A 24,548-nucleotide genomic window follows, 5' to 3' on the forward strand; every position below is an offset into this window, starting at 1 on the left:
CGTGGGGGTGCATGCACGGTGTAGTTTAATTCGGAATTGAAGTAATGATTCAATCAGAAGGTTAACCGTTATTCAACTCTTATTGAAGAATCACTTCACATTGGCGGCATGAATGAAAAAAGCATGTTTGCCGAGCGTTTGATAGCCGCCATGCAAGCGGCAGGGTACGAAGCCCGACCCTCCGTTCTGGAGCGTGAATTCAATCTGCGCTATTGGGGAAAACCCATCACCTTCCAGGCGGTCAGGCGCTGGTTGCGGGGAGACTCGTTTCCAAGCCAGGAAAAGCTGCTGGTCCTGGCCCAGTGGTTGTCCGTCTCTCCGCACTACTTGCGTTACGGCGCGGCTGAGGTGGCGGGTGTCAAGGAGCCCGCCGCCGCCTGGCAGGTATCCCCCGATGCCGATGAGCTGAGGCTATTGGACCTGTATCGCCAGTTACCACAGGCACAGCGGAAACTGGTGCGCGACATCATGGAAAACTTCGTAAACGACCCTCAACGCCCCTGACCCATCGCACCCAGGCGCCCCTGCCCACGTTGGTCATTCGCCACGGCGCCAGTGAAAGTAGCGGTTCAACCAGGCCAGCACACGCTCGGGTTTGTGCGCGTTCTTCCATAGGCCTGCGGTGGCCTTGGCCGCTTCGCCCAGGGTAGGGTAGGGGTGAATGGTGCCGAGCAGCTTGTTCAGCCCCAACCCGTGTTTCATGGCCAGTGTGAACTCGCCCAGCCACTCGCCAGCGTTTTCCGCCACGATGGTGGCGCCCAGAATCTTGTCCTTGCCGGGCACGGTCAACACCTTGATAAAGCCTTCGGTAGCACCTTCGGCAATGGCGCGGTCGCTGTCGCGCATGGCGTAGCGGGTCACTTCGTAGGCAATGCCTTTGGCGGTGGCCTCTTTTTCATTCAGCCCCACCCGCGCCACTTCCGGCTGTACGTAGGTCACGGCGGGCATGAAACGGTAATCCACGGCGAAGCTTTTCAGCTCGCCAAACAGGGCGTTGACGGCGGCGTGCCAGGCCTGATGCGCCGCCGCATGGGTCAGCTGATAGGGGCCTGCCAGATCACCGCAGGCCCAGATGTTGGGCACCCGGGTTTGCAGCCGCTCGTTGAGGGCCAGGGTGCCGGCCTGGGTCGTACTGATGCCCAGTGTTTCCAGCCCCAGGCCTTCCACGTTGGCCTGACGCCCCGCGCTGACCAACAGATAATCGAACGCCAGCGTCAAACGCTCCCCCTGGTGTTCGATGACGAGCTGGTGCGCACCGTCTGCCTGGCTGACTTCCAGCGCAGTGGCGCCCGTCATCACCGTCACGCCTTCCCCGGAGAGCGTGCCTGCCACATGCTCGCCTACCTCGCTATCTTCCCGGCCCAACAGCTGGGGCGCACCTTCAACCAGGGTGACCTGACTGCCCAGCCGAGCAAAGCTTTGGCTGAGTTCGCAGCCAATGGCGCCGCCGCCCAGCACCACCAGGCGCTTGGGCAGCTCGGTGAGCGCCCACAGGTTTTCCGAGGTGAGCAGCGGCGCGTGCTCGATGCCGGGCAGCGGCGGCACCCGTGGGCGAGCCCCCGTGGCCAGCACGATATGGCGCGCGGTGAGCGTGGTGTCCCCCACGCGTACTTGCCAGGGCGTGACGAGCCGGGCGTGGTCCTGATACACCGTGACCCCCAGCCCGGTATAGCGCTCGACGCTGTCGTGGGGCTCGATGTCGGCAATGGCTTGATGGACATGGCCCATCACTTTGGCGAAGTCCACCTCGGGGGCACTGGCGCTGACGCCAAACCGATGGGCGGTGCGAATCTCGTGGGCCGCCCGTGCCGCCCGTATCAGCGCTTTGGAAGGCACGCAGCCGGTATTCAGGCAGTCGCCGCCCATCTTGTGCTTTTCAACGAGGGCTACCTTGGCGTTGACGGCGCTGGCGATGTAGCTGGTGACCAGCCCCGCCGAGCCACCGCCGATCACCACAATGTCGTAGTCGAAGCGCTCAGGCCGGGTAAAGCCCTTATAAGCCTTTCGCGTTTGCACGGCAGCGGCAATACGCCTGGCCAGCCAGGGAAACACCGCCAGCAGTGCAAACGAAGCCAGCAGCCCCGGCGAGACGATTCCCCCCAGGTTCTCCAGCTCACCCAGCTGGCCGCCCGCGTTCACATAGACGGCCGTGCCCGGCAGCATGCCCAGCTGGCTCACCCAGTAAAACGTGGTGAGCTTGATCCGCGTGAGTCCCATGACCAGATTGATCATGAAAAACGGGAAGATCGGCACCAGGCGCAGCGTGAAAAGATAGAACGCGCCGTCCTTCTCCACGCCCCGGTTGACCGTCTCGAACTGGCGGGGAAAGCGCTTTTCAATCGGCCCACGAAACAAGAAGCGCGAGAGCAGGAACGCCAGGGTGGCCCCCAGAGTGCTGGCAAAGGAGATGATCAGCAGCCCCCAGCCCAGGCCAAACAGTGCCCCGCCCAGTAGCGTCAACAAGGCTGCGCCGGGCAAGGAGAGCGCCGTCATCACCACATACACCGCGAAGAAGAGACCCGCCACTTGCCAGGGAGACTGCTGGAACGCTGCCTGAAACTGGCTGCGGTAGGCCTGCAAGGTCTCCAGGGTAAAGAAGGTGTGGGCGCCACTGACGTAAAAGCCCAGTATGGCCAACAGCAGCAGGATGATGAGCAGCAGACGCTGACGATTCATGGCAGGCTCCGGCAGAGGAAGAGGTGATGGTCAGTGACGATACGCGAGAGTGCCTTACACACTCGCTTGATGAAGTTGTTGCCAGCGAAACCAGTCTTCGGGGCGGTCGATGTCCCACATGGTGTCGGGGTAGGCGGCCTCCAGGCCCAGCGCGGCAAGGCGTTCGCGGGTCACGCTCAGCACCTGCTCGGTGCCCCAGGGAATCGCCATGAACAGCTCGGGGTAGTCCTGTTGGCTGCCAATCAGCCCGTAGCCGCCATCTTCGGCGGGCAGAATGACCACATCGAAGGTGGCCAGGGCTGCTCGGCAGCGTCGCAGCATGGCCACGCTGATGCTGGGGCAGTCGGTGCCCATGACCATGGCCGGGTAGCCTGACGTGTGATTCAGTGCCCGACGAACGCGCATGCCCACGTCGCCAGGCTGCTGGGCAGCCAGGGCAATGCCATGCTGCGCCTGCAGCTCCAGAAACAGCGGGTGATTATGCTCCAGCGAGGTCCAGAGCGTGACCTGGCTCGCCCCAAGGGCTTCGCAGGCCGTGGCCACGCAGTGGCGCACCATGGTGGCATGGGTATCGGCGGCCCCCTGAGGGCCCAAAGCGGGGATCAACCGGGTCTTGGCGTGGCCAGGCAGTGGGGCCTTGGCCAACAGGTGCAAGTGGGCAGGCAGCGAGTCAACGGGCATCACGGTACTCCTTGGCCAGTTGCGTGGCACTGACGCCACGCCAGTAGCGGTAGCGCAGCCGCCACATCAGGCAGATGGTTGTCCAGGCGCCCTGCTGGTCCCAGCGCCTGCCCGAGCTTACCACTTTATGGGGCAGACAGGCGGGCGGTGAGTACGCCTTCAGGCGCTTGCTGAGTTCGATATCTTCCATCAGCGGCTGGTCGGGAAAGCCGCCCAGCGCAAAAAACGTCTCACGACGCACGAACAGCCCCTGGTCGCCGGTGGCGATGCCGCTGAGCCGAGAGCGTCGGTTCATCAGCGCGGCGACGAGCGGCAGCCAGCGGCTTTGCCCTGCCAGACGAATGTCAAAGCGCCCCCAGTGGCGGTGCAGCAGCGCCTGGCAAAGCGCATCGATGGCCCGGGGTTCATTGCCCTGGGGCAGGTGGGTATCGGCGTGCAGGAACAGTAGCAGGGGCGCTCGCGCCTGCCGGGCGCCCAGGTTCATTTGCCGCGCTCTGCCCGGCGGGCTTTCGAGCACCGCGTCGGCCAGCGGGGTGGCGAGTGCCACGCTGGCGTCGCGACTGCCGCCATCCACCACCAGCACTTCGACGCCTTGCGAGCGTAGCGGTTGCAGGCGCATCAGCGTGGCGTGAATGCTCGCCGCTTCGTTGAGCATCGGGATGATGAGCGTCACCCTGGGAAGCCCGGGGCCGTGGTCAGTCGAGGACAAGCACGTCGCCTCCCGCTGCCGAGGCGTCGGCCTCGTCGTGGGTGACCAGCAGGGTCGGTAGCCCGGCGTCGCGGAGCTGCCCGAACACCAGCGCACGCATTTCCTGGCGCAGCGCCGTGTCCAGTTTGGAAAACGGCTCGTCCAGCAATACGGCCCGGGGCTGGGAGAGCAGCAAGCGCATCAGTGCGACCCGGGCTTGCTGCCCGCCGGAAAGGGTGGTCGGGTCACGTGCTTCGTAACCGGCCAGCCCGACCTGAGCCAGCGCATGGGCCACCTGAACCTGGGGTTGCGGGCTGCGCCTGGGCAGGCCAAAGCGCAGGTTGCCCGCCACGCTAAGGTGGGGGAACAGCAGCGGGTCCTGAAACAGCAGGCCGATACCACGCCGCTCTGCTGGCAGGGGGGAGAGCTCGCGCTCGCCCAGCCATAGTCGGCCTTCGGCACGAAAGGGGGCGGCGAGAAAACCGGCCAGCAAGGCCAGCAGGGTCGATTTGCCCGAGCCGGAAGGCCCCATGACGGTCAGCACGTCGCCGGGGGCGATGGTGGCTTCGACGTGGAGCAGTTCGCGCTCGGCCAGGAAAATGCGCACCTGTTCCAGGGTCAGGGCATGTCGAGCGGTGTTCATTACCGGGCTCCTTCATTGGACGAGACGCTGCGGGGCACTCCCAGCCAGCGGGGGATCGCCAGCGCCAGCATGAAACCCGCCAGCGGCAGAACGGCCTGCACCAGCGCCCAGACGCCAATCAAGCGTCGATTGCCGCCGGAGGCGAGGGCGACCGCCTCGGTGGTCACGGTGGAAACCCTGCCCGCCCCCAGCAGCTGCGTGGGCAGATACTGGCTGATGCTCACGGCCAACCCGACGGCCAGCGACGTCAGCAGCGGGGCAAGCAGCAGCGGCAGCCGCACCCGCCAAAACGCGCGGTTGGGCGTGACACCCAGCGACTGTGCCATGTGAATCCAGCGCGGGTCGAGCTGGCGATAGGCTTCCGCCAACGACAGGTAAAGATAGGGCAGCACGAACAGCAAATGGCCCGCCATCACCAATGCCAGCTGCGGGCGAATCCCGAGGCTTTCCGCCGTCACGATCAAGCCAAACAGAAATGCAATCTGCGGCACCAGTAACGGCAGGTACAGCAGCCACAGGGCACGGGAAGGACGAATCTGCTGGCGCTGCTCATGCTCCAGCGCCGCGACCACCAGTAGCGCCGCCACCCCCGTGGAGACCACCGCAATGGCCAGGGTCGTCCGCAGGGGGCCTGCGAGTTGAGGGGCGCTGCGCTGCCAGTGGTCCAGGGTCAACGCTTGCGGAAACAGCTCAGGAAAGCGCCAGAAACCGGCCACCGAAAACAGCGCAAGCCCCGCCAGGGCTGCCAGGGCGGCGACGGTTACCAGGGTCAGGCCGCCTCGGCCAGCAATCTTCACTGCCGTGGCGCCGCGCTGGCGGCTGCCGTTGACGAGCCAGCTCCGGCTTGATCGGCGTACACCCTGCTCCATGAGCCACCAGAGCAGCAGGGCCAGCACCGTGACCCCCAGTTGCAGCACGGCCGCGGCAGAGGCCATCAGGCGGCGGGTGATGTCCGGGTCGTTGAACCAGCCCAGAATCGACACGCTGAGGGTCGGCGGCAGGCGCGGGCCCAGAATCAGCGCCATATCCACCACCGAGGTGGCGTAGGCGATCACCGCGTAGACCGGCAGCCGAATCAGCGGGTAGAGCGAGGGCAGCACCACCTTCAACCAGCCGATTACCGGGGTATAGCCCAGCGACCGGGCAAGCCGAAGCCGCTTTTCGGGCTGCAGCTGGGGCAGCGCTGCCAGGCTCATCAGCAGGAGGAAGGGCGCTTCCTTGAGCACCAGGCCAAGGGTCAAGGCCACCCCCCAGGGGTCATTGACCACCAGCGCATCTGGCGGGCTCTCCCAGCCGGTCAGCCAGGGCGAGAAGAGCCGCGCCGTCAGGCCGGACGGGGCGATCAGGAAGGCAAAGCCAAAGGCCACCGCCGCATGGGGAATCGACAGCAGCGGCGACACCCATCGCCGCAGGCTGCGGTCCAGCCAGGTGCCCTGGCTGGCGGCCAGAAACAGCACCACCACCAGCAGCGCCAGGGCAGTGCTGGCCAGGCCGCTGAACAGGCTGACCAGCACCGAGCGGCCCAGCCCCGGCTGGGCCAGCAGCTGCTGCCAGGGGGCGAGGCTCAGCTGCTCGTGACCAATGACCGGCAGATAGCCAAAGGCGGGCAGCAGCACCATGGCCAGCCCTGCCGTCACCGGCAGGACCAGCAGCGCCACGAGGGTGATGGGCGCCAGCCGCAGCATCATGAACGAAAGGCCATGCTCAGTTGACGCCGTAGCGCTCGAGCCAGGCGGCTTGCAGGGCGGTCATCCAGCTGGGGTGGGGCTCGGCGAGGGTATTGGAGAGGGCGTCGGCAGGCAGAGCCGAAGGATGGTGGTCGCCCTCTTGGAACAGTGCCTGTTGCGCGTCGCTGAGCTGGTCGATGGCCAGCACGCTACGGTCGCCCCACATGCTCAGCGACTGCTTCTGCGCTTGCGCTTCCGGCGAGAGCAGGAAGTTGGCCAGCGCCATGGCGCCCGCCTTGTGGGGCGAGTTATAGGGAATCGCCACAAAGTGGACGTTGCCCAGGGTGCCCCCTTCCAGCACATAGCTGCGCACGCTGTCCGGCAACTCGTACTCCATCACGGCCACGGCGGCATCGGTGGGGTAGAAGGAGAAGGCCAGGCTGATCTCGCCATCGCTCATCAGCGTGCGCAGGTTGGGGCCGGATGCAGGGAAGCTGCGGCCGCTGCGCCACAGGTGGGGGTGCAGCGCATCCAGGTAGGCCCACAGCGGAGCCGTGATGGCCTCGAAATCCGCGTTTTCGACAGGCTGGTAGAGCGCCTCGTCTTGTTCCGTCAGTTCGATCAGCGCCTGCTTCAGGAAGGTACTGCCGGTGAAATCGGGGATGCGCGGATAGCTGAACTGGCCGGGGTTCTGCTGCGCCCAATCCAGCAAAGCCTCGATGCTCTGGGGAGGCGTGTCGATGTGGGCGCTGTCGTAGAAGAAGGTGATTTGTGCCTTGCCCCAGGGGGACTCATAGCCTTCGGTGGGCAGCGTGAAGTCCGTCACTACCTCGGGGTTGTCGTCGGGGTGGGTGAGGGCGAAATGGGGCAGCGAGTCGGCAAAGGGGCCGAACAGCAGGTCCTGGGCGCGCATGGCGGCAAAGTTTTCGCCGTTGATCCAGATCAGGTCGATACTGCCATCGTCGTGATTCCCCGCCTGCTTTTCCCCCAGTACCCGAGCCACGGCGCTGCTGGTGTCATCGAGCTTGACGTGCTCGATGCGCACGCCGTAGGTGGTACGCATCTGCCCGGCGACCCAGTCGATGTAGCGATTGGTGCGGTCATCGCCACCCCAGGCGTTCCAGTACACGGTCTGGCCTTCGGCATCGGCCAGGACGCTTTCCCAGTCCTGAGCATGCGGCTGAGCGTTCAAGGGCAGAGCCAGCGAGGCGATGGCGAGCGTGGTGGCGAACAGTGCGCCGTGAGATACGCGTAATGACATTATTCACCTCTTAATCAATGTTTTACAAAGCTGTTTGCAGGCGTTGTAGCTCGCCATGGACATGATCGATGATCGGCAACGAAAGATAATGGTTCACGCGTTCGCGGACATGCTCGATGACCGCGGGATTGGTCAACTCTGCCGACCAGTCCTCTCCCTGACGGGAGCCATCCTGACGCTTCAGGTGCTGCGCACGCCACTTGGCACACCAGGTCAGTGACCAGAGCCAGGTCGCTCGACGGCAGGCGATCAAATGGGTGGCGCTGAGCCCTGTCTGGCCATGGGTATGGTGCATCTGCTGGCGCCAGCGTCGATAAAAGGCGACCACGTCATCCAGTTCCAGTACCGCATGGCTGTGAATGTCCCACGTGGTGGAGGTATACAGCGAAGTGTGGGCCAGGTCGATGCCGGGCAGTCCGTAGCGGCACTTTTCCAGGTCGACCAGGACTGCCTTGCCCGTCTCCGTCACGATGAAATTGCCAGGGTGGGTATCGAAACTGATCAACGTGGGGGTGGCGTCCTCCAGGGCTTTGGGCAGCAAATCCAGCTCCTGCTGAATACGCAGATGAACACTACGGGAGAGCTGTGCCTCGTCCAGCCAGGCTGCCTGCTGGTGAACTTCATCGATCATGGCTTGCCAGGGCGATGCCGGGGCAAGCAGAGGCGCGTGCTGCTGAGGCTGCGGCTGGCAGTGCAGGCTGGCCAGCGCATCGGCAATGGCGGGCAAGTCGTGAGGTAACGTCGCCAGCTTCCCTGCAATGGCATCCACCAGTAAGGCGCCTCGGGGCAGTGCCTGGGTTGGTGGCAGCACATGGTGCAGGCGAGGTGTATGGCCACCCTGGCTGGCACGCTCATAGCAGGCGGCCTGGTAGTCCAGGTTTTCCTTGGGCGGCAAGTTCATCTGGCTCTGCTTGGGCAGCCTGGCGACCCAGTCGCCCCCCGCGCGGTGAATCCAGACATGGTCATGGGCCAGGCCGGTGTCGGCCATGGGGGAGAGCGACCGATAGTCGATCCCTTCGCGCTGCAAGGTCGCTGCCAACGCTTGCAGGCGTGGCTCTGAAAGAGTGGACATAGTCGTCATTCTGCCTGGTTGAGGCCATGGTGAAGCCGATGGATGAAGTGGTCACCGATGACGCTTGGTGTTTGTCATGGTGAATACCTTACACTGTTCATCCTGAAAAAAGATGACGACCGTGATGATGAATTTTCAGGGGCGCTGACCAAAACGGCACCCCAGGGGGTGCCGTCGTGTCGTGCATCAGCGGTGCAGCGTTACATGGCCGCAATCTTGGCCTGCTGCTCTTCCAGCAGCTGCCGAGTGGCCTGGAACTCGGCGAGTTTTGCCCGCTCCTTTTCCACTACCGCCACGGGGGCCTTGGCAATGAAGCCATCGTTGCCCAGCTTCTTCTCGATGCCGCCAATCAGCTTGTCCTGCTTGTCGATCTCCTTGGCAAGGCGGGCAAGCTCGGCGTCCTTGTCGATCAGGTCGGCCATGGGCACCAGCACTTCCATATCACCGACGAGCTGGGTAGCCGAGAGCGGCGCTTCATCCGGGTTGGCCAGCCACGTGACGCTTTCCAGTTTGGCCAGCTTGGCCAGGAAACGACGGTTCTGATCCAGGCGTTCGGCGTCTTCCGGCTGGCCCTTGGTCAGCAGCACGTCCAGTGGCTTGCCGGGGGCAATGTTCATTTCGGCGCGGATGTTGCGCACCGCGATGATCACGCCCTTCAGCCACTCGATATCCCGGGTGGCCTGCTCGTCGATCTTGCTCTCGTCGGCTTCTGGCCATGCCTGGTGCATGATGGACGCGCCCTCGCCCATGTAGGTGCCCGCCAGAGGGGCGACCCGCTGCCAGATCTCTTCCGAGATGTAAGGCATCATCGGATGGGCCAGGCGCAGGATGGTTTCGAGTACCCGCACCAGGGTGCGGCGCGTGCCGCGCTTCCGCTTCACTAGCGCTTCCGCTTCCGACGTCCTGTCTCCCGCGGCATTGGTACTTCCCTGTACGTCATCCTCCCACAGCACCGGCTTGGAAAGCTCGAGATACCAATCGCAATACTCGTTCCAGACGAACTCGTAAAGCGCCTGAGAGGCGTGGTCGAAGCGGTACTCGTCCATCGCCTTGGTGACCTGTGCTTCGGTTTTCTGCAGCTGGGAAATGATCCAGCGGTCGGCCAGCGAGAGCTCCACTTCCTCGCCCAGGGTGCCGCAGTCTTCGCCTTCGGCGTTCATCAGCACGTAGCGCGAGGCGTTCCACAGCTTGTTGCAGAAGTTGCGGTAGCCATCCAGGCGGTTCATGTCGAACTTGATATCGCGCCCGGTGGTGGCCTGTGAAAGGAAGGTAAAGCGCAGCGCATCGGTGCCGTGGGGCTCGATGCCATCTTTAAATTCCTCTTTGGTGGCTTTGGCAATCGCCTTGGCTTTCTGAGGCTGCATCATGTTGCCGGTGCGTTTTTCCAGCAGCGCATCCAGGGTGATGCCGTCGATCAGGTCGATGGGGTCGAGCACGTTGCCCTTGGACTTGGACATCTTCTGGCCTTGGCCGTCGCGCACCAGGCCATGAACGTAGACGGTCTTGAAGGGGACTTCGCCGGTGAATTTCAGCGTCATCATGATCATCCGGGCGACCCAGAAGAAGATGATGTCGAAACCGGTGACCAGCACGCTGGAGGGGTGGAAGGTTTCCAGCTCCGGGGTTTTTTCCGGCCAGCCCAGGGTGCCGAAAGTCCACAGGCCCGAGCTGAACCAGGTGTCCAGCACGTCTTCGTCCTGGGTCAGTACGACGTCAGCGCTCAGACCATGCTTCTCGCGGGCTTCCTCTTCAGTTCGAGCCACGTACACATTGCCGTCGGCGTCGTACCAGGCAGGAATGCGGTGGCCCCACCACAGCTGGCGGGAGATACACCAGTCCTGCAGGTCGCGCATCCAGGCGAAATACATGTTTTCGTAGTTTTTGGGTACGAACTGGATGTCGCCATTCTCTACCGCCGCGATGGCGGGCTTGGCCAGGCTGTCCACCGCCACGAACCACTGGTCGGTGAGCAGCGGCTCGATGACATCGCCGGAGCGGTCGCCGTAGGGCAGCGTGTTGTTGACGCTTTCCACTTGCTCCAGCAGGCCGAGCGCGTCCATGTCCGCAACGATCTGCTTGCGTGCCTCGAAACGGTCCAGGCCCGCGTATTTGGCCGGCAGGCTGGCATCTTCATCGGGCTGCGGTTGACCTTTCAGGTCGAAGATTTCCGCCTGCTCCAGGATGGTGGCATCCTTGGTGAAGACGTTGATCAGCAGGTGGTTCTGGCGCTTGCCGACTTCGTAGTCGTTGAAGTCGTGGGCCGGGGTGATCTTCACGCAGCCAGAGCCTTTCTCCATGTCGGCGTGCTCGTCGGCCACGATGGGAATGCGGCGGCCCACCAGCGGCAGTTCGATGAACTTGCCGACCAGCGATGCATAGCGCGGGTCTTCCGGGTTCACGGCCACGCCGGTGTCGCCCAGCAGGGTTTCCGGGCGGGTAGTGGCGACCACCACGTAATCCTTGCCGTCGTCGGTTTTGACGCCATCGGCCAGCGGGTAGCGGAAGTGCCAGAAGCTGCCCTGCTGCTCCTTGTTTTCGACTTCCAGGTCGGAAATGGCGGTGTGCAGGGTGGGGTCCCAGTTCACCAGCCGCTTGCCGCGATAGATCAGGCCCTCTTCGTGCAGGCGCACGAACACTTCCTGAACCGCCTTGTAGAAGCCGTCGTCCATGGTGAAGCGCTCACGGCTCCAGTCGACGCTGGCGCCCATGCGGCGCAGCTGGCGGGTGATGTGGCCGCCAGACTCCTCCTTCCATTCCCACACCTTGTCGATGAAGGCATCCCGGCCCAGGTCATGGCGGGTCTTGCCTTCTTCTACGGCAATCTTGCGCTCCACCAGCATCTGCGTGGCGATACCCGCGTGATCGGTGCCTACCTGCCACAGGGTGTTGTTGCCCTGCATTCGTTTCCAGCGCGTCAGGGTATCCATGATGGTGTCCTGGAACGCGTGGCCCATGTGCAGGCTGCCGGTGACGTTGGGCGGCGGAATCATGATCGAGAATGGTTGGCCATGACCCGATGGCGCGAAGCGATTGTCGGCTTCCCAGCGCTCGTACCAGCGGGTTTCGATCTGTTCGGGTTGGTAGGTCTTATCCATGGAGTCACTCACAGCAGAGACGCCCCGCCTGGCGAGGTATCGAATTCATAGGTCAAGGATGCAAAATGGCGACAAGTATAGCGCGACTCGCCTGGGGGCGTCAGGGGGAGGGTCGTCTCCTCCCGCTGGTTTAATCCCTCAGCGCACGATCACGGACCTTGACGACGGGCTCCATCAGGTAGTCCAGCACGCTGCGCTTGCCGCTGAGAATGTCGATTTCGGCCACCATGCCCGGAATGATCGACAGCGGCTGGTTGTCGGCATCGTACAGATAGCCTTCGGTGCGCACTTCGACCGGGTACATCAGCTCCCCCGTTTCCGGCATTTGCACGGCATCGGCAGCAATGGTCACCAGCTCGCCGTCGAGACCGCCGTAGCGGGCGAAGTCATAGGCAGTGAGCTTCACCTTGACCGGCTGCCCGGGGTAGAGAAAGGCGATATCGGAAGGCCTGATGTGTGCCTCCACCAACAGCGCATCGTCGGCAGGGACGACTTCGATGAGCGGCTCGCCGGGGCGGGCCACGCCGCCAACCGTGCTGATGTGCACCTGATTGACCACACCGGCCACCGGCGAGCGTATCGTGGTGCGTGCCACCTGGTCGGCACGGCCGGGCAGCGTTTTTTCCAGCTCGGCGACCTGCGAGGTGGCTTCGGCCAGTTGCGCCAGCGCATCGGCTTCGAACGCGTTGCGCGCCGCTACCTTGCGGTCCTCGATTTCGGCGATGGAGGCTTCGGCCCTGGCCACGGCGCTCTGCTGGCGAGCCACGTCACCGCGCAGCTCGTTGAGGGTTTGTCTTACCCGCAACAGGGAGGTCTCAGGCTCGATGCCGCGCTGGGCCAGTGGCTGAATGATCGCCAGCTCCTGCTCGGCGAGCTGGACACCGGCTCGGGCCGTGCTGAGGGCCGCTTCCAGCTCGGCTTTCTCCTGGCGGCGCTGATAGCCTTGTTGTTCCAGTACCTGCAGCTCGGCCCCCAGCTCGAGCTGGCGACCGTGGAACAGGCGCGTTTCGCTGGCCGCGACGCTGGGCGCGCCTTGGCTCAATGCCTCATCCAGTGCCAGCGGCACCTGATTGATTTCGGCTTCGAGCCGCTGTAGGCGCAGTTGCAGTGACCGCAGGCGCTGCAGGCTCTCTTCGTAGTCCCCTTCCAGCGTGCCGCCGCTCAGGGTCATGAGCGTATCTCCTTGGGCCACCACATCGCCACGGCGCACGTTGATTTCCGTGACGACGCCGCCTTCCAGGCTTTCGACGACCTGCAGGCTGCGCGAGGGCACGACCTTGCCTTGACCACGCGTGACCTCGTCGACCTCCGTGAGGTAGGCCCAGATGAAGCCCACCACCAAAAAGCCGATGATGGTCATCAGCAACAGGCTGCTACCCATGGACCGCCTGACGCGGCCGTGACGCACGAAATGTTCGAAATCCAACGGAGAGTGCGACTGGCTCACGGGGCTGTTCCTTCACGCGTACGAGTGGGGGAGGCTTCTACCGGGCGCATCACGCTGGCCTTGGGGCCGTCGGCGATGATGCGGCCCTGGTCGAGAATCACCACGCGGTCGACCAGCTCCAGCAAGCTTGTCCGGTGGGTCACCACCACCAGCGTCTGATGCGTGCTGGCGGCCTTGAGCCGTGCGATGACCTCTTTTTCGGTCTGGATATCCATGGCGCTGGTAGGCTCGTCCATCAGCAGGATAGGTGGCGCCCCCAGCAGCGCGCGCGCCAGGCAGATCAGCTGCCGCTGGCCGCCGGATAACCCCTCTCCGCGTTCGCCAATGGGCATGTCATAGCCCTTCGGGTGACGGGCAATGAAGTCGTGGGCTCCCGCCAGCCTGGCAGCGTTCAGGATCTGTTCGTCGGTCGGGTGGTGTGCACCGATGGCGATGTTCTGACGTACCGTGCCGGAAAAGAGCCAGGCTTCCTGCAGGACACTGCCGATGTTGTGACGCAGATCCGCAGGGTCGATTTGCCTCAGGTCCGTGTCGTCCACCAGAACGGCGCCCTGCTCAGGCGGATAAATCCCCAGCAGCAGTCGCGCCAGGGTGCTTTTTCCAGAACCGACACGACCCAGCAAGGCGACCTTTTCGCCGGGATGGATGGTCAGGTTGATATTGACCAGCGCGGCGGTGGTCTGCTCGGGGTAGCGAAAGCTGACATCCTGCAGGCACAGCTTGCCGTCAAGCGAGGGGCGGCTCAAATAGTGGCGCCCGGCGGGGCGCTCGGATGGCATGCTCATGAGCTGGTCGAGGGCTCGGTACGAGGTGCGAGCCTGATTGATGCGCGTCATGGTCTGGGCCAGCTGGGCCAGCGGCGCGAGGGCACGGCCAGTGAGAATGACACAGGCAATCATGGCACCCATGGAAATCACCCCATCCCCGACCAGGAACACGCCATAGACGACGATGCTTACCTGGGCGGCCTGCTGCGCCAGGGCCGTGGCGTTGAGCGCAAACTGCTGAATGGCGCGACCTTGACGGCCCACCTTCGATTGCTGCTGAACGCTCTCTTCCCAGCGCTGGCGAATCATCGGGGCCGCACCGCTGGCCTTGATGGTTTCAAGACCCGCCACGGCTTCGATCAATACCCCCTGCTTGGAGCGGCTCTCTTCGAAGGCCTGCCCGGACAGCCGCTTGAGGAAGGGCTGCACGGCCACGCCAATCAGCAGCACCAGCGGGACCGCCACCAGTGGCACGATGGCCAAGGGGCCGCCAATCAAGTAGATGACGCCGACGAAGAGCAGTATGAACGGCAGGTCCACCACGGCCACGAGGGAGGCAGAGGCGAAGAAATCGCGCAGGGTTTCGAACTCCCGCAACGTATTGGCAAAGCCGCCGGTGGAGCCCCGCTTGGCGCTCATCTGCAGGTTGAGGACGTGATCGAAGATACGTCGCCCCATGCGCAGGTCCGCTTCCTGGCCTGCCCGCTCGATGAACAGCTGGCGCAAGGTCTTGACGGCAAAGTCGAAGACCAGCGCAATGCTCACCCCTATGGTGAGCGCGACCAGCGATTCGATGGCCTCGTTGGGCAGCACGCGGTCGTACACCACCATGATGAACAGCGAGGTCGCCAGGCCGAGAAAGTTGGTCAGGGCGGCGGCGATCACCACTTGGGTATACACCCAGCGGTTGTTCGTGAGGGCGCTCCAGAACCAGTGGCCGCCCTGTATCTCGGGGGCCTGATTGAGCGCGACGGGACGATAGCGGGCGCGCACGGCGATCACATGGCCGATATATTCGGCCTGCAGCGCTGCCAGGGTGGTCTCCACCGGCTGGTCACCCAGGGCCGGGTCGTAAAGCGCAAACCGCTGCTGATCGATACGCCCGATGATCACCACGGCGCGGCCATGCTGGAGCAGGGCAACGGCTGGCAGCAGCGAGTTACCCAGCGTTTCCAGGCCGTGCTCGCCCAGCGCCGCCACCATGCCATGGCGCTCGGCGGCGTCGATGAAGCCATCGGGGGTCATGGCGGTCTCGTTGCCAACGCGATGCGCCCGTACGGCTGCTGCCGACACCGGCAGCTCCAGATGCGAAGCGACAAACGTCAGGCATTGTTCAAGGGCGTCGGAGCGCGAATCAGCGGCGTTCAATATGTATCTCCAGGGCGTCCAGCAGTTCGCCGGTCACCGCCAGCTGTTGAAAGCTGGCCTGTTCCCAGCGTACTCGGCGATTGACCAGCTCGACGGCGGCTTGGAACAGGTCTCGTTGGGCATCCAGCAGGTCGTTGATGCTGCTGCGGCCGACGGCAAATTGATCACGGTATGCCAGCAAGGCCTCCTCTTCGGCGGCCAGGGTGGCGGTCTGGGCTGCCAGTTCGGCACGCCGGGTATCGGTATCGGTCAGCGCAGAGCGGACTTCGCGCTCCAGCTCGCGGCGCAGCGCCTGCTGCTCGTACTGGCTTTGCTGCTGGCGCTCGACGGCCTGGGCCACGCGCGCTGAAGTGGCGCCGCCGCTGTAGGGGGTGTAATCCACATTGAACAGCAGGGCCACGTCGTTATCGGACTCATTGAAGTCGTTGACATCGAACTGGCGACCCTCGACGGCGACACTGACGCTGGGTAGACGCGCATTGCGGGTGGCCTGCGCTTCGGCGCCGCTGGCTTCGCTGGCCAGGGTGCGGCTGCGTAACGCGGCATTGCGGCTGAGGGCGCTGTCCAGCAGCTGGTCTGCGTTGACATCGCGCAGCATGGCGGCGCTTTCAGGCAGCGCCAGGGTGTCCGGTGTCGTGAAGAAGGCTTCCTGATAGACATTGATGGCACGGGCCAGCTCGCCTTCCAGGGAGATCAGTCGAGACTCGGCATCGCTCAAGCGGCTTTGTGCGCGCAGAACGTCCGCTCGCGAGCCCGCCCCGGCATCGCGCCGCAGGCTGACATCCGTGAAAATGCGCTGGTGCTGCTGGAGATTGTGCTCTGCCAACTGGCGCTGCGTGGTCAAGCGCGCTACCTCCAGGTAGGCATTGATGGCGTAGAGGACTTCCTCTTCGATGCTGACCTGGGATTGCCAGAATGCCGCTTCCGCGCTGAGGTCGGCGGCGCGCAAGCGCTCACCGCTGGCACCAAAGTCCAGCAGCAGTTGGCTGAGGGTGACCACGGCGTCCATTCGCGAACCGCGGTCGGGCAGCGCCTCGGTGCGCTGGAGATCATTGCGATACTCGAGGCCTGCGTTGACTTGCGGGCGACGTACGGCGCGTACTTCATCGATCTGCAGCACCGACTCACGCTCCCGGGAGCGCTGAGCAAGAATTCTCGGCTGCTGTTCCAGCGCGCTCTGGAGGCGGTAGCGCAAGTCATCGAGGCCTTGGTGCCGTTGAGCAGAGCGACCTTCCTGCCAGCGGAACGCGTCCAGCTGCTGGCGCAGTTCGGGCGTAAACACCGGGCCTTCCAGTGACGAGGCGGGCAGGGGGAGCAGTTCCTCCTGAGCTTCAGATACAGGCTGTGCCACCAGCGGCGGGCAGGTCAGCAACAGCATGGCCCCCAGGCAACAACCCAGGCGTACTCGGCGAGGCAGCGCCATCACATTTACGTTCATACACTTTCCTGATCTAGGTGGTGCCGAGCACTCACTTACGGGGGTCTTGCCAGTGGTATTGCTCTTCATCGTTCAGCGCTTCCTGCCACTGTGCCAGGGTGGAAGACGTGTCGGCAGGCGAGGCGGCCGGCGCGGGGGGAGTGCGGCGCTGTCGATAGGCCAGCAGTCGCCCCATCTGGTGCTGCGATTGCAACTGAGCGTACACCAAAGGCACGGCTCCCAATTGCCAGAAAAGCCCCAGTTGTGTGTCGGTAAGTGATTGCCAGGCGCTTTCGTTCACCTGATGCAGCGTCACGCTCCCCTGGTAGGCCTTTGGCGCCCAAGGGGTGAGCAGCCTGGCCTGGTCGAGGGCGGAGAGCGCCTTTGCAACACGCTGGCAGCCTTGCGCTCGCTGGGTCAAAAAGCGCAGCACCTGTTGTGGAAAGTGGGCCAGGCCACCCTGTTGCTGAAACAACGGCTCGCCATCGAGGGCCTCGACCACACAGGGGGAGTGGGTGTCGATGCAGAGTTGCCCCGGCGCGTCGGGATGCAAGCCAAAGGGGTGGCTGCGCAGGGCCGAAGGAACGTAAGCGGCTTGCCAGCGGCCGTCGGCATCGACCAACAGGTTGTGGGTATCATCCAGGCCCAGCAGCGCCACCGCTTGCCACCCTTCATCACCGTTCACGAAGGCCATTGGAAAACAGGCAGCCGCATGCCGCAGCTCCGCATCGGCCAGGGGCGTCATGAGGGTGTGGCGGGCAAAGTGGTAACGGGTAAAACGTCGCCACATCAACGCGCCGTGGCGTTTTGGGTCCAGCGGTTCCCAGTGGGCTGCAAGGGTCATGGGGCACACCTTATATCGTCAAGCGCGCACCTTACCAAATCCAGCTCGGTGCGTCAGCGCAAGATCAGCCTGCGCATGGTCAACAGGCCAACCACGGGGCCTGGCAGCAGCCACCAGGTCACCCAGGGCCCCTGGCTTTCCCATAGCGACGTTACCAGCGCGATGGACGGGATGGTCAGCGCAAAGCCGATGGCATTCATCATGGCCAGGGCGGCACCCAGCCGCTCGGGGGGCGCGCTGGCCGACGCCAGGGCCGAAAACTGCGCCGAGTCTGCAATCACGCTGATGCCCCAAAGCGCCAGCAGGGCCAGCAGGAACCCTGGGGAAAGGCCCGCCAGCAGCGGGTATAGAAGGCAGAGGGTGCCGGATACTGCCAGCGCTACGAAGGCCACCTTTGCGCTGCCTATGCGACGGCTCCAGCGACCTGCCAGCACACACCCGGGCAGGCCCAGCGCGATCACGGCAAAGCTGAGCCACGGCTGAAGGCTGGCGGCGGCGCTGAGCCGTTCCAGCTCTCTGGCCACCAGCAAGGGGACCAGCGCCCACAGGGCGTAGAGTTCCCAGCAGTGGCCAAAATAGCCCAGCGACGCGGCGCGGAAAGCTTTCTGTTTGAAGGCGGCAAGCCCTGCCCAAGGGCGGCCTGCCGAGGCCTTGGCAGGCAGGTGAGGCCCTGTGCCCAGCCGCAGAATCAGCAGGGCGGCCAGCAGCGCCAGCACCGAGGAGAGCAGCAGCGGCCACTGCCAGGGCAGGTGCAGCGTGACGCCCCGCAGCAGGTGCGGCGAGGCAATGCCGAGGGTCAGCATGCCGACCAGCCAACCCAGTGCCGATCCTGCATGGCGGGGTGTCCAGCTGACCACCAGCTTCATGCCCAGCGGGTAGATGCCTGCCAGGCAAAGCCCCACCATGAAACGTGCCATGGCTGCCAGCGAGAGGCTCTCCACCACGCCAATGAAGGCGGCATTGAGCACGGCGCCCAGCACGGCCGAGACGGCAAACAGCTGGCTGGCCCGTACGCGGTCCGCCAGGCCCGTGGTGGCGATGGCCAGCGTGCCGGTAATGAAGCCCGCTTGAACGGCCATGGTCAGCAGACCCAGGTCGCGCTCGCTGAGCCCCGCCGCTTCCTGCAGCGCCAGGCCAACGCCGTTGATGCTGAACCAGAGCGAGGTACCAAAGAGCTGAGCAATGACAATGACGGCAAGCGGCCAGCGGGCCAGGACAGTTGACGGCATGGGGTGTCCCATCCTTGGAGTTGTTGTTATTGAATGATGCTTGGAGGACGGCAGGGGGTGAGTTGCTCGGAGCGCCTGGCCCTCAGCCTAATTTGTGCGGCACCACCTCGTGCCCCAGCTCCTTGTAGCGCTGCCAGCAGGCGCGCTTGGCCAGCAGCACCTGCTGGTGCTGGTTGATGATTTCCGCGACTCGGGCGTAATGCTCGAAACCCTCGGGGATCTCAGGGTGCAGATTAAGTAGCGCGGTCGCTTCCGTGGGCACCGGCAACCGCTGCCAGCCCAGAGTGATGGGCACGCTGGCCGCCAGCTCGCTGTCTTCCAGCGCATGGGGCAGGTAGGCATCGTCGCGAAAGTGCCACAGGGCGTCGTCGGCCTGCTCGGCCAGCGCCTTGTCTTCGCAGTGCAGGTGCAGGCGGTAGCCTTTGCGATGGATGGTCTCTGCCAGTTTACAGGCGAACTGCAGGCGGGCGTCGAGGGTGGTGTCGGGAAGAATATAGAAATCGATACGCGCCATCGGATGGCTCCAGCAGTCTGGCGGTGCTCCCCCCGGCCGAGCAGCGGCCGGGGGGCAAAGCCCGGTGTGATTAGACCAGGCGGGTCAGCCAGCCGTACTTGTCTTCGCTGCGGCCATACTGAAGGTCGAGCAGCGTCTTGCGGATGCGCTTGGCTATTTCGTTGTTGCCGTCACCCTGCAGGCGGATACGCTCGTTTTCGGTCACCAGTTCCCCCACTGGCGTGATCACGGCGGCGGTGCCACAGGCAAAGACTTCGGTGATCTCGCCGGAGGCCGCGCCTTCGCGCCATTCGTCGATGCTGATGGCGCGCTCTTCGGGCGTCAGGCCCGCATCCTTGGCCAGGGTCAGGATAGAGTTGCGGGTTACGCCTTCGAGAATGGTGTCGGTCAGGCGCGGTGTGACGATGCGGCCATCCTTGTAAACGAAGAACAGGTTCATGCCGCCCAGCTCTTCGATCCACTTGTTCTCGGCCGCATCCAGAAACGCCACCTGGCTACAGCCATTGGCAGCCGCTTCTTTTTGAGCTGCCAGGGAGGCCGCGTAGTTGCCGCCACACTTGGCAAAGCCGGTGCCGCCGGGAGCCGCGCGCTTGTAGTGGGAAGAGAGCCAGATGGAGACCGGCTCGATGCCGCCTTTGAAGTAGGCCGCCGCGGGCGACGCAATCACGTAGTAATCGACTTCGTGGGCCGGACGCACGCCCAGAAACGCTTCCGAAGCGATCATGAACGGACGCAGGTAGAGGCTGCACTCGTCGGCGTCGTTGGCGGGGGTGGGTACCCAGACGTGATCCTGGGCCAGCAGCGCTTTCAGCGAGCCGAGGAAGTCTTCATCGGAGAGTTCCGGCAGGGCCAGGCGGCGAGCACTGCGGCGGAAACGCTCGGCGTTCTTCTCGGGACGGAAGGTCCACACCGAGCCATCCGCGTGACGGTACGCCTTGATGCCTTCGAAGATTTCCTGGCCGTAGTGCAGCACCGAGGCGGCAGGGTCCAGGGTCAGCGGGCCGTAGGGGCGCACCTGATGGCCGTGCCAGTCGGCATCGATGGTCCAGCGCACGTGGGCCATGTGGTCGGTGAAGTGCTTACCGAATCCTGGGTTTTGCAGAATATTGTCACGAATCGCATCGGCCACCGGCTGGTTGGAGGGCAGCGTTTCAAAACGTGAGTCGAACTGAGCATCTGAAGCTGTGGGCACGGCGTGTTCTCTCCGCTAGAGCCAGGCCCCGAAGGGCGTAAAAGTCTTGTATGGGGTATCGCGTGTGCCGAGGTAGCCCCGGCACACGCTTATGCTGTCAGGTTTAACGGTTGCGCTACGGAAAGGCAACCATTGTTGGCCTGTTTTGGCGTCAGTCGCCGCTGTTTTCCACTTGGGCGTCGGCTTCACGGTCCAGCAGGTATTGGGTCAGCAGACCCACCGGGCGACCCGTGGCGCCTTTCTGCTTGCCGGAGTGCCAGGCTGTGCCCGCGATGTCCAGGTGCGCCCAAGGGAAGTGGTCGGCGAAGCGCGACAGGAAGCAGGCCGCCGTGATGGTGCCCGCTGGGCGGCCACCAATGTTGGCCAGGTCGGCAAAGTTGGAGTCCAACTGCTCTTGGTACTCGTCCCACAGCGGCAGGTGCCAGGCGCGGTCCCAAGCGGTTTCACCGGCGTCCAGCAGGTCGAGGGCCAGGTCGTCGTCATTGGCCAGCAGGCCGGTGGCGTGATGGCCCAGGGCAACGATGCAGGCACCGGTCAGCGTGGCGATATCCACGACGCTGGCCGGCGTGAAACGCTCTGCGTAGGTGAGTGCATCGCACAGCACCAGCCGGCCCTCGGCGTCGGTGTTGAGCACTTCGACGCTCAAGCCCTTCAGGGTCTTGATGATATCGCCCGGCTTGGTGGCAGCGCCGTCGGGCATGTTTTCGGCCGCAGCGACGATGAACACCGCATTGAGCTTGGGCTTGATGGCCAGCACGGCTTTGACGGTGCCGAACACGCTGGCGGCGCCGCCCATGTCGAACTTCATCTCGTCCATGCCTTCGCCGGGCTTGAGCGAGATGCCGCCGGTATCGAAGGTAATGCCTTTGCCGATCAGCACGTGGGGCGCTTCGTCGGCATCCTCGGCACCTTGATACTTCATCACGATCAGGCGCGAGGGTTCGCGGCTGCCGCGACCCACGGAAAGTAGCGAGTGAGCGCCCAGCGCTTCCAGCGCTTCCTCATCCAGGATGTCGACGGCCAGCGCACCTTGTGAATCGCGCCCCAGCGCTTCGGCCTGTTCGGCCAGGTAGCGGGGCGTGCAGACGTTGCCGGGCAGGTTGCCCAAGGTGCGAGTGAAGTTGATGCCTTGCCCAATCGCGCAGCCCAGCGCGGCGCCTTGTTTGGCCAGCAGGCCTTCGGCGGCGTCCGTCACGATCAGGTGAAGCTTGGCCAGGGTGGGCGGTTTGGCGGGCGCGAACTTGAAGTGATCGAAGCGGTAGAGGGCACGCTCGGCAGCTTCGAGGGTCTTGCGCGCTTTCCAGCTGGCATCGCGGCCTTCCAGCGGCACGTCGGTGAACGTGGCGCTGGCTTCATCGATGGGTAGCTTGACCAGCGCTGTCATGGCCGCGTCCAGTGCCTTGAGGAAAGCGGCTTCCTGGCATTTGCCGCGCTCTCCCAGCCCAACCAGCAGCAGGCGCTCGGCGCCCAGCCCTGGTGCAAAGGGAATCATCTGCACATTGCCCAGGGCGGCGTCGAAGTCACCGCGGCTCAGCAGTTGGCCGATCAGCCGCTCGCTGGCATCGTCGAGTTTGGCGACAGCGGGGAGTAAGTCGCTATCCTTGTAGACAGGCAGAACGAGACAAGCCGTTTCGGCTTTGGCTGGGTTTGCGGTCTGAACGGAAAATTCCATGACGTCTCCAACAAGACAAGCAACGAGTGATTCGGGATAATGCCCCGTCATTTACGACCAGTGTGATCAGTGTATCCAATTCGATGAATAGTGTACCCAAGCCACGGGCGCATTGCATGGCAACCTGTACCGCTAGCCGGAGAGTACGTTGATATTATTTCGGTACTTAACTCGTGAAGTATTACTGACCATGTCGGCGGTGGCAGGCATTCTGCTGCTGGTGATCATGGGTAGCCGGTTCATCCGCTATTTCTCGGATGCGGCCGAGGGCGATTTTCCCGTGACGATTCTGGGCAGCCTGATGGTGTTCCATTTGCCCGGGTTTATGGAGCTGATTCTGCCGCTGTCGTTTTTCCTCGGCATTCTGCTGGCGTATGGCCAGCTCTATATGAACAGTGAAATCACCGTCATGGTGGCCTGTGGCATGAGCCCGACCCGGCTGCTGCGGGTGACGCTGCTGCCCGCCTCCGTGGTGGCCGTGCTGGTGGGGCTGTGTAGCCTGTGGCTGACGCCTACCGGGGCTTTGCAAACCGCAACCACGCTGGAAGAGCAGCGCAGCCGCCTGGACGTCTCGGTACTGGCCCCCGGACGTTTTCAGGATTTTGGCGGCGGGCGTACCGCGTACATCACCGATTTCAGCAGCGATGGCCGACAGATGCAGGAAGTGCTGGTGCACGAACAGGCGCGGCAGGGGGCCGAACAGCCGCACAGCTACGTGACCCGGGCCGGGTCGGGCTACCAGGAAACCAGCGTCGAGACCGGCAGTCGCTTCCTGGTGCTGGAAAACGGTGAACGCTACGGCGTCACCCCAGGTCTTCTGAATGCCGAACGTCTGACCTTCGAGCGCTATACCCTGCGGCTGGGGTTGAGCCGAGGCCGTCAGGAGCTGGACTCTCTGGAGTATGCCAGTACCCTTGAGCTGTGGAACGACGCAAGCCCCCGCGCCCAGGCGCAGTTTCAGTGGCGGGTAGGCCTGCCGCTGATGGTCTTCGTGCTGGCCCTGCTGGCACAGCCGCTTTCTCGGGTGAACCCGCGCCAGGGGCGCTTTGCCAAGCTGCTGCCTGCAGTGTTTCTGTATGTCGCGTATCTTAGCCTGTTGCTGGCAGCGGTGGATGCCATTGGCGGCGGCTCGCTGCCTGCGGCTATCGGCGTGTGGCCGGTGCATGGCCTGTTCCTGGCCTTGGGCTGTTTGCTGCTGTGGCACTCGCAACGGAAAGGAATGCGCTAATGCTGAATGGGTTGATGGGGGCTGACCGACTGGATCGCTATATCGCCCGCAACGTGCTGGCGGCCATTATCGTCGTGCAGTGTGTTTTGCTGGGGCTGGATATCACGATTGCCTACATCGGTGACTTGAGCGACACCCAGGGCGACTACACTGCTCTGGATGTGCTGTTATACCTGATCATGCGCCTGCCTTGGCGGCTCTATCAGTATGCGCCGGTAGCGGTGCTGATTGGCGCGCTGATTGGCCTGGGGAGTATGGCCTCCAGTAACGAGCTGACCGTGATGCGGGCGGCGGGCCGCTCGCTGGCGCGTATCGTATGGGGCGTCATGAAGCCGGTGCTGCTGGTCGTCGTCGTGGTGCTGCTGGTGGCCGAGTTCGTGACCCCGCGCACCGAACAGTACGCCGAAGCCTGGCGGCTGGAGCAACGCCAGGGCGAAGGCGCGATGCTGACCAGTCGCAGCGGCTGGCAGTTCGAAGGTGACAGCGTCTACCGTTTTGGCGCCATCCGTGCCGACAACGTGGTGCTGGATTTGACCCGTTACCGCTTCGACGAGCGGCGGCTGGTGGAGGCGACCCATGCGCAGCGCGCGCACTGGGAAGAGGGCGCTTGGGTGCTGGAAGAGGTCACCACGACCCGGATATACGATGCGCGGACCGAATCGGATTACCAGCCAACGACTGCCTGGGACACGAACCTGACGCCGACGCAGCTGGAACGCTTGCTGCGCGATATCCAGAGCCAGGCACCCAGCGAACTCTGGGCCTATGCCCAATTCCTCAAGAGCCAGGGGCTTCAGGCCGACCAGCCGCTGCTCTACTTCTGGCAGAAGGTGCTGCTGCCGCTCACCATGGGCTCGCTGGTACTGATTGCGGCGTCCTTCGTGTTTGGCCCGCTGCGTACCGTGGCGGCAGGGACGCGGGTCTTCTATGGCGTGGTCACCGGCCTGCTGTTCAAGTACGTACAGGACCTGCTGGCCCCGGCCTCCACGCTGTTCGGGTTTTCGCCGGTCTGGGCTGTTCTGGTGCCCACCCTGGCCTGTGCGGCGGTGGGCATCTACTTCCTGCGCCGCAACGGTTGAGCGGGGCA

19 protein-coding genes are annotated in these 24,548 nt (G+C 64.0%); 3 read left to right on the plus strand and 16 right to left on the minus strand.

Annotated features, from left to right (window positions below; genetic code table 11):
• Positions 1-123: 123 nt before the first annotated feature.
• On the plus strand, positions 124-504 hold the full coding sequence (locus IE091_RS02155) for a transcriptional regulator (RefSeq protein ID WP_229800689.1): 381 nt from the start codon (positions 124-126) through the stop codon (positions 502-504).
• Positions 505-537: 33 nt separating this feature from the next.
• Here IE091_RS02155 and IE091_RS02160 read toward each other — a convergent pair whose 3' ends face one another.
• The 16 genes from IE091_RS02160 to IE091_RS02235 all read right to left on the minus strand — a co-directional run bounded on the left by IE091_RS02160 (position 538) and on the right by IE091_RS02235 (position 22,233).
• Positions 538-2,676, minus strand: coding sequence for an FAD-dependent oxidoreductase (locus IE091_RS02160; protein ID WP_189462686.1), 2,139 nt, complete (start codon positions 2,674-2,676; stop codon positions 538-540).
• Between the two features lie 54 nt (positions 2,677-2,730).
• Entirely contained in the window at positions 2,731-3,357 is a 627-nt protein-coding gene (locus IE091_RS02165; RefSeq protein ID WP_189462687.1) for a TIGR04282 family arsenosugar biosynthesis glycosyltransferase, read from the minus strand.
• Entirely contained in the window at positions 3,347-4,066 is a 720-nt protein-coding gene (locus IE091_RS02170) for a TIGR04283 family arsenosugar biosynthesis glycosyltransferase (protein WP_268246845.1), read from the minus strand. Before IE091_RS02170 ends, IE091_RS02165 begins: the two co-directional genes overlap by 11 nt.
• Positions 4,053-4,688, minus strand: a complete 636-nt coding sequence (locus tag IE091_RS02175; RefSeq protein ID WP_189462688.1) for an ATP-binding cassette domain-containing protein — start codon at positions 4,686-4,688, stop codon at positions 4,053-4,055. Before IE091_RS02175 ends, IE091_RS02170 begins: the two co-directional genes overlap by 14 nt.
• On the minus strand, positions 4,688-6,376 hold the full coding sequence (locus IE091_RS02180) for an ABC transporter permease (RefSeq protein ID WP_189462689.1): 1,689 nt from the start codon (positions 6,374-6,376) through the stop codon (positions 4,688-4,690). The genes IE091_RS02175 and IE091_RS02180 overlap by 1 nt, the downstream gene beginning before the upstream one ends.
• Before the next feature lie 16 nt (positions 6,377-6,392).
• Positions 6,393-7,616: an ABC transporter substrate-binding protein gene (locus IE091_RS02185; RefSeq protein ID WP_189462690.1), complete on the minus strand. Its 1,224-nt coding sequence runs from the start codon at positions 7,614-7,616 to the stop codon at positions 6,393-6,395.
• 22 nt (positions 7,617-7,638) lie between these two features.
• On the minus strand, positions 7,639-8,688 hold the full coding sequence (locus tag IE091_RS02190) for a phosphotransferase family protein (protein ID WP_189462691.1): 1,050 nt from the start codon (positions 8,686-8,688) through the stop codon (positions 7,639-7,641).
• A 200-nt stretch (positions 8,689-8,888) separates the two neighbouring features.
• Positions 8,889-11,783 carry a valine--tRNA ligase gene (locus tag IE091_RS02195; RefSeq protein ID WP_189462692.1) on the minus strand — a complete coding sequence of 965 codons (2,895 nt, stop codon included), beginning with the start codon at positions 11,781-11,783 and terminating at the stop codon, positions 8,889-8,891.
• A 130-nt stretch (positions 11,784-11,913) separates the two neighbouring features.
• The gene (locus tag IE091_RS02200) at positions 11,914-13,230 is read right to left on the minus strand and encodes an HlyD family type I secretion periplasmic adaptor subunit (protein WP_189462693.1); all 1,317 of its coding nucleotides are present in this window, start codon (positions 13,228-13,230) and stop codon (positions 11,914-11,916) included.
• Entirely contained in the window at positions 13,227-15,365 is a 2,139-nt protein-coding gene (locus tag IE091_RS02205) for a type I secretion system permease/ATPase (RefSeq protein ID WP_096922108.1), read from the minus strand. The genes IE091_RS02200 and IE091_RS02205 overlap by 4 nt, the downstream gene beginning before the upstream one ends.
• Positions 15,352-16,803: a TolC family protein gene (locus tag IE091_RS02210; RefSeq protein WP_039175276.1), complete on the minus strand. Its 1,452-nt coding sequence runs from the start codon at positions 16,801-16,803 to the stop codon at positions 15,352-15,354. The genes IE091_RS02205 and IE091_RS02210 overlap by 14 nt, the downstream gene beginning before the upstream one ends.
• 31 nt (positions 16,804-16,834) lie before the next feature.
• A complete protein-coding gene (locus tag IE091_RS02215) occupies positions 16,835-17,626 on the minus strand; it encodes a SapC family protein (protein WP_096922109.1) in 792 nt (263 codons plus the stop codon).
• 53 nt (positions 17,627-17,679) lie between these two features.
• On the minus strand, positions 17,680-18,855 hold the full coding sequence (locus IE091_RS02220) for an MFS transporter (protein WP_039175279.1): 1,176 nt from the start codon (positions 18,853-18,855) through the stop codon (positions 17,680-17,682).
• A gap of 82 nt (positions 18,856-18,937) precedes the next feature.
• Complete coding sequence (locus tag IE091_RS02225; RefSeq protein ID WP_039175280.1) at positions 18,938-19,369, minus strand: DNA polymerase III subunit chi; 432 nt, start codon at positions 19,367-19,369, stop codon at positions 18,938-18,940.
• A gap of 70 nt (positions 19,370-19,439) precedes the next feature.
• Positions 19,440-20,561 (minus strand): branched-chain amino acid aminotransferase, encoded by a 1,122-nt coding sequence (locus IE091_RS02230; RefSeq protein WP_096922110.1) that lies wholly within the window; start codon positions 20,559-20,561, stop codon positions 19,440-19,442.
• A gap of 151 nt (positions 20,562-20,712) precedes the next feature.
• Positions 20,713-22,233: a leucyl aminopeptidase gene (locus IE091_RS02235; RefSeq protein WP_039175283.1), complete on the minus strand. Its 1,521-nt coding sequence runs from the start codon at positions 22,231-22,233 to the stop codon at positions 20,713-20,715.
• Positions 22,234-22,381: 148 nt separating this feature from the next.
• Here IE091_RS02235 and lptF point away from each other — a divergent pair, with 148 nt between their 5' ends.
• Together lptF and lptG are read left to right on the plus strand one after the other, a co-directional pair.
• Positions 22,382-23,461 carry an LPS export ABC transporter permease LptF gene (gene lptF, locus IE091_RS02240; RefSeq protein WP_189462694.1) on the plus strand — a complete coding sequence of 360 codons (1,080 nt, stop codon included), beginning with the start codon at positions 22,382-22,384 and terminating at the stop codon, positions 23,459-23,461.
• Positions 23,461-24,540, plus strand: a complete 1,080-nt coding sequence (lptG, locus tag IE091_RS02245) for an LPS export ABC transporter permease LptG (protein WP_373294983.1) — start codon at positions 23,461-23,463, stop codon at positions 24,538-24,540. The genes lptF and lptG overlap by 1 nt, the downstream gene beginning before the upstream one ends.
• Positions 24,541-24,548: the final 8 nt, after the last annotated feature.

Source organism: Vreelandella hamiltonii (genome assembly GCF_014651775.1).
Lineage (GTDB): Bacteria > Pseudomonadota > Gammaproteobacteria > Pseudomonadales > Halomonadaceae > Vreelandella > Vreelandella hamiltonii.